The 6,755-nt window shown below is 50.8% G+C and carries 2 protein-coding genes and 1 pseudogene; 1 reads left to right on the top strand and 2 read right to left on the bottom strand.

Annotated elements, in window-relative coordinates; all coding sequences use genetic code 11:
- Together ASC50_RS04290 and ASC50_RS08505 are read right to left on the bottom strand one after the other, a co-directional pair.
- Window positions 1-4,370 (bottom strand): InlB B-repeat-containing protein (locus tag ASC50_RS04290; RefSeq protein ID WP_158648416.1); only part of this gene is annotated, 4,370 nt, incomplete at its 3' end.
- A gap of 78 nt (window positions 4,371-4,448) precedes the next feature.
- Window positions 4,449-4,577 (bottom strand): annotated as a pseudogene (locus ASC50_RS08505) (hypothetical protein); the annotation flags it as partial.
- A 100-nt stretch (window positions 4,578-4,677) separates the two neighbouring features.
- Between ASC50_RS08505 and ASC50_RS04295 the strand changes: the two are divergent.
- On the top strand, window positions 4,678-6,755 hold a 2,078-nt coding region (locus tag ASC50_RS04295), incomplete at its 3' end, for an InlB B-repeat-containing protein (RefSeq protein ID WP_158648417.1).

The following is a 6,755-nucleotide window of genomic DNA, read 5'->3' on the forward strand; positions in this document are numbered from 1 at the left end:
TGGAGCTGAAATTGAATGGTGTAGGGTATGGAGTCCCACTCCGGGTAGAAATGCTTGGTGAGATAACTGCTAACCGAAGCCGGGTTAAAAGACGTTACAACAGTACCGCTCGGCGTGGCATCATGCCACCGCACAAAATTGTAACCGGGACGTTGCATAAGGTGGGGTGCCGCCGCCGTCGGCAGGGTGAATGCCGGCGTGAGAGCATTGTAAGTAGCCGGTGGCGGACTGCCGCCGTATGTAACAGTCCCATAACCGCCAATACTCGCGGGAGTCCCGTGATACTCAATGTTATAGTTGATAGGCTGAAACCCGACTTCGAGTATCGAATCCATACCCGCGTGATTATTCATCACAAACGTGTAGGTGGTGCTGCTGCCGCTTGCAGGCACCCGATTAGGTTGAGACTGAAAGACTGTACCGTCTCCGGTATTAATCGTTGCAATTTCGTAACCCGGAGCCGGTGTAATCGTATACATCAGGGAGCCGCCTAAAATCCCCACTTGAATTTGCGAAGTGTCAGGCACAGTAGAGCCTAATCCGGCGGATATGCGCGCCCTAACCCTAAATCGCTTTACTTGGAACTTTACTTGAAGGGTATGCTGCGAGCTTGCAATAATAGCATCGGCAGAAAATGTATAGCTTGTGGGAGCACCGACCAGCGCATTATTCACCCACACCTCGGAAATTTCATAACCGGGGTCAGCAGTAAAAGTATATACAGTGGCGGGAGGGTTATGATTAAACGTGGCGGTCGTACTCAAACCGGGACCGGCAACAGTCGCACCCCCACTCTGCACTGTCCCGTGTGGCAGCCCATCAGCCGAATTCATCACACGGGGCGTTATTTTGTGGTCCTCTTCAAACACTGCCTGTATAGCCTGTGTTGGATATGAGGTGCTCGGGGTAAAACCGGGAACACCCACCAGACCCAATGTGGCATTGTTCCATGTATTAAGAAAGTGATAGCCGGCATTGGGCGCTGCTGTAAAGATATTCGCTATAGCGTAAGTTGTCGCTGTCGCCAAAATGGTGTCGGGTGCCCCTGTCAATAGTGTGCCGGCAACGCCGGAACCGGGAGGATATACTTCCACCGTAGCCTTATAGATATGCTCAAAATGAGCTGTCAAAGTTAAATCGCTATTTATAGTAGTGCTATAGGTGGGAAGAGTACCAACCGTAGTACCTCCATTAGCCCAATGTGAGAAACGCCAGCCGGAGTTTGCAGTCGCTTCAACAGCAATTGCTGCGCCGTTATCGTAGTTGGGAGCGGAGAGCGGCGACGGCGCTGTGGTGACAGCGACCGAACCACCGGACAAATTATTGACTCCCGTCGTCAAAGTCCATGTTTTAACATACTCTGCAACGCACACTATGGTGTCGGCTATCGTCACAGTAAGCGGATTAGTAGTACCTAAAACAGCACCTCCTGCACCATGCGTCCATTGGTCAAAACGATATCCGGAGGCCGGATATGCCGTGACATTGACGACAGCACCCAACGAATAGTAAACATCTCGGGCTAAGAGGGGGTCAATTTGTCCTCCGGTAACAGCCGATCCTCTGCGCAATCGCATCTTAAAGTGGGCAATAATATTACCTGTAACATTACCCGGTGCAAAGCGAAAAGAGTCCGGCAGAGCGGTACCGGGGTGAAGAATAAAGCTACCGTATGAGGGACCATTTACCGCCCAGCTATCGAACTGATAGCCGGGGTCGCTTGCCGTTGGACGTGTCAATTGCACCTCCGTGCCGCCCGCTTTTGTAGCAGAAGTGGTACCGTCCACCCTTCCTGAATTGGCTACCGCAGCCTGTGGGGGAGAAACAACCACCGTCATAGCAGACCTCGGTCCATAACGGGCAATTACCGTGGCACCGGTTGTTCCAATGGTGTATGTGGCAGAGAGACTGTATATCTGGTTGGGGGGTATATGGCCAGCATTGTAGGACCACCCTAAAAACGTATCGGTGGCAGCGGGGGGAAGACACACCAGTTGTAGTGTCTGACCGGCAGTACCCGGAAAAGTAGGAGTAAGATTACTCACTCCGTTAACGCTTATGCTGGTATACGCCGGCATACTTGCAGTAAAAGATATCGTTTGCGTAACCGGTTTGTAGACGGCTTGTACCTCTACGTTTCTTTGCCCAATAGTATAAACGGTACTCGCCGCATATCTATTGCTAAAACTACCGCTGTCAAGAGGGCTTAGAAGGGGGTTTTCTCCCGTAAAGTTCTTCACCGTCCAGTGCGAAAAGAGATACCCCAAATCAGCAGGTCCGGCCACCACATTCGAGCCGACACCTTTTATCTTATCTACTTCAGAGCCTCCATCAATGGTAGAGGTTCCGGAAGCAAACTGACCCAGGATGGTTCGGGCTTTATGTAGTTCAGGCGTCCAATGGGCATAGACAGTATGGATGCCGCTCGGCGGAAGATTGATATCATAATACGTAAGCATGTCGACGGCTCCAAAATCGTACTGTTTAGGAGTACCGGATACATTTGAAAAAGACCAGCCGTCTTGCCAAAAGCCGGGGCGATTCCAACCCGGATCTCCCGCAAACGTATAATACGCTCCATGTACTTTGTTACCGTCAGTTACCGGTAGTCCACTACCGCTATTCAGATTGTACCGGATGGTGTAAGCCACAGGTTTCCACACAGCATACAGTGTAAGATTTGCATTAGTGGTGTAAGGATCACCGGGAGCATAATTCACACCCGTCCCGTTCGGTACAGTGTTCCACGTGTCAAACACCATATTGGTTGGTGTAGCGAAAACATTGGCAGGTCTTATAGATATCTGAGTACCGTTATGAGTTATAGAATCACCCGAGAGCGGTGGCGCGGTGTTAGTCCCATTTATATAAGTGATTCTGTATCTTAGGGGTTTCCACACGGCATACAAAGTTTGGGGATCGACATTATGGGTAGCAGGAATCGAAACAGAAACCGAATCGTCAAACGCAGGACTCCATCCCAAAAAGCTGTAACCGGCTCTGGACAAGCCGTTGGGATTGTTGGTTGGACCCACATTCGTGTAAGCCTGCCCTCGCGCTACGAAGACGTCCGAAGGCGGCGTGCCGGCATCGGAGCCATTGCCTTCGAACGTTATCCTGTCCTTCTTGACCGTAGCCTGTGTTCTCACATAAGCCTGTATCGGAGCCGTCACGTTTGTGGGCTTATATACATCTCCCAAGGCGAGCAGATTACCGGAAGCATCGTACCAACCCAGTATGGTGTAGGTTGAGTCGCCACTCAAGCCATTGTTAAGAGTAGCCGTAGAGCCACCGGCGTCGGCACTCCGAGCCAGTGTTTCTGTAGTGGGTGAGGCGGAGGCATGATAATTGCCATTGTAATTTACAACATAATCCCATCGAGCTTTCAAGGTAAAACTTCCGAGTACTGTATAACTCGCACCGGGCGCACCGGGCGCACTGGTCGCATAGAATGTGCCGTTCGCATGCTCCCAACCAGCAAACGAACAACCGGGTTTCGTTAACGTAGCAGTGGGTAAGGGTATAGTAGCATCATAAGTGAGTCCGAGCGTCGGATTCGCTACACCGAGATTACCGGAACCACCATCCACGTCATAGGAGAGGGTATAGTTATTTCGAGCCGTCCAGTGCGGGTAAAAGGTAGCGTTCGCGTTGGTAGTCCACGCAGTATTAGGATTATGCGCGGTGGCTCCGCCGATAGAAGTTGTCCACCCTGTAAAGCTATATCCGACGCGTGTTAAAGGCGAGGAGGTAAAGTTAGCCGGAGAGCCTTTTCCGCGTATAAAATAGTTCACATCATGGTATTTGCTGTCATAGACAGGCATAGACGCGGGTCCGCTACCCGGGTCAGCATTGCCTCTCTCATAAGTTATAGTGTATTCGACGGGACCATAATTAGCCGTAACATTCACAGTAGTGAAACCGGCCGGCACGAGGAAATGAGCATCCAATTGTTGAGTCGGAGTAGGAAGCACTACAGCACCGCCGTCAACCGTCCAATTGAGAAAATTATAACCGGTAACGTTTGCGGCGCGAAGATAAACCGGCGCATCTGTACCTGCCGAAGAACCATTATGGTTGGTACCGCTAGCGTTGATTTGCGAGTATGTAGTAACATTAGCAGCAATAGTAATAGCAGTCGGATTCACAGACCTGGTAATGGTGTGACCTTGAGCCCTCCAAACAGGGTAAAAACTCTCTGTATAGTCGCCGGCAAATGAAGTCTGAGGAGACGTAGCATTAGCATTAGAATTCCAGCCGATAAAATCATATCCTGCCTTGGTCAAAGGAGGTGTTAAATTAGTCGGGGGGGTGGTGCCCAATAAACCAGAATAAGGTTGACTGTATTGTTTATAGTCAATCCAAGGCATAATCGCAGGCCCGCTCAGAGGGTCAGCAGTCCCTCTCTGGTAGCTCATCGCATATAGCATGGGGATAAAATTTGCCTCAATAGTCACATTAGCGGTCGGCATGATAAAATACGCTCCGCTAATCTGAGTAGGAAGTGCTATAGTAACACCACCGGAGGCTACCGTCCAATTGAGAAAAATATATTGAGGAGAAGTATATGCCTCCAGATAAACGGTCGTATGGGCCGTTTATACTATTGGGCAAAGAAACGTAGAGGTACAAGCCGTCTACAAACCGGTTACGCAAACGATATCTTTTACTGCAAGTATGCCGGCGTATACCAGCATAAGCGTTAACGGAGTGAGTAATCTTACTCCTACTTTTCCGGGTACTGCCGGTCAGACACTACAACTGGTGTGTCTTCCCCCCGCTGCCACCGATACGTTTTTAGGGTGGTCCTACAATGCTGGCCATATACCCCCCAACCAGATATACAGTCTCTCTGCCACATACACCATTGGAACAACCGGTGCCACGGTAATTGCCCGTTATGGACCGAGGTCTGCTATGACGGTGGTTGTTTCTCCCCCACAGGCTGCGGTAGCCAATTCAGGAAGGGTGGACGGTACCACTTCTGCTACAAAAGCGGGCGGCACGGAGGTGCAATTGACACGTCCAACGGCAAGCGACCCCGGCTATCAGTTCGATAGCTGGGCGGTAAATGGTCCCTCATACGGTAGCTTTATTCTTCACCCCGGTACCGCTCTGCCGGACTCTTTTCGCTTTGCACCGGGTAATGTTACAGGTAATATTATTGCCCACTTTAAGATGCGATTGCGCAGAGGATCGGCTGTTACCGGAGGACAAATTGACCCCCTCTTAGCCCGAGATGTTTACTATTCGTTGGGTGCTGTCGTCAATGTCACGGCATATCCGGCCTCCGGATATCGTTTTGACCAATGGACGCATGGTGCAGGAGGTGCTGTTTTAGGTACTACTAATCCGCTTACTGTGACGATAGCCGACACCATAGTGTGCGTTGCAGAGTATGTTAAAACATGGACTTTGACGACGGGAGTCAATAATTTGTCCGGTGGTTCGGTCGCTGTCACCACAGCGCCGTCGCCGCTCTCCGCTCCCAACTACGATAACGGCGCAGCAATTGCTGTTGAAGCGACTGCAAACTCCGGCTGGCGTTTCTCACATTGGGCTAATGGAGGTACTACGGTTGGTACTCTTCCCACCTATAGCACTACTATAAATAGCGATTTAACTTTGACAGCTCATTTTGAGCATATCTATAAGGCTACGGTGGAAGTATATCCTCCCGGTTCCGGCGTTGCCGGCACACTATTGACAGGGGCACCCGACACCATTTTGGCGACAGCGACAACTTACGCTATAGCGAATATCTTTACAGCAGCGCCCAATGCCGGCTATCACTTTCTTAATACATGGAACAATGCCACATTGGGTCTGGTGGGTGTTCCCGGTTTTACCCCGAGCACCTCATATCCAACACAGGCTATACAGGCAGTGTTTGAAGAGGACCACAAAATAACGCCCCGTGTGATGAATTCGGCTGATGGGCTGCCACACGGGACAGTGCAGAGTGGGGGTGCGACTGTTGCCGGTCCCGGTTTGAGTACGACCGCCACGTTTAATCATAACCCTCCCGCCACTGTATATACTTTTACTGCTGACCCCGGTTATGAAATTTCCGAGGTGTGGGTGAATAATGCGCTGGTCGGTGCTCCCACAAGCTATACATTTTCTGCCGATGCTATTATTGCAAGCTCGCAGCATACCCTTCAAGTAAAGTTCCAAGTAAAGCGATTTAGGGTTAGGGCGCGCATATCCGCCGGATTAGGCTCTACTGTGCCTGACACTTCGCAAATTCAAGTGGGGATTTTAGGCGGCTCCCTGATGTATACGATTACACCGGCTCCGGGTTACGAAATTGCAACGATTAATACCGGAGACGGTACAGTCTTTCAGTCTCAACCTAATCGGGTGCCTGCAAGCGGCAGCAGCACCACCTACACGTTTGTGATGAATAATCACGCGGGTATGGATTCGATACTCGAAGTCGGGTTTCAGCCTATCAACTATAACATTGAGTATCACGGGACTCCCGCGAGTATTGGCGGTTATGGGACTGTTACATACGGCGGCAGTCCGCCACCGGCTACTTACAATGCTCTCACGCCGGCATTCACCCTGCCGACGGCGGCGGCACCCCACCTTATGCAACGTCCCGGTTACAATTTTGTGCGGTGGCATGATGCCACGCCGAGCGGTACTGTTGTAACGTCTTTTAACCCGGCTTCGGTTAGCAGTTATCTCACCAAGCATTTCTACCCGGAGTGGGACTCCATACCCTACACCATTCGCTTTGAGCAATA

This window comes from Candidatus Symbiothrix dinenymphae (assembly GCF_001431085.1).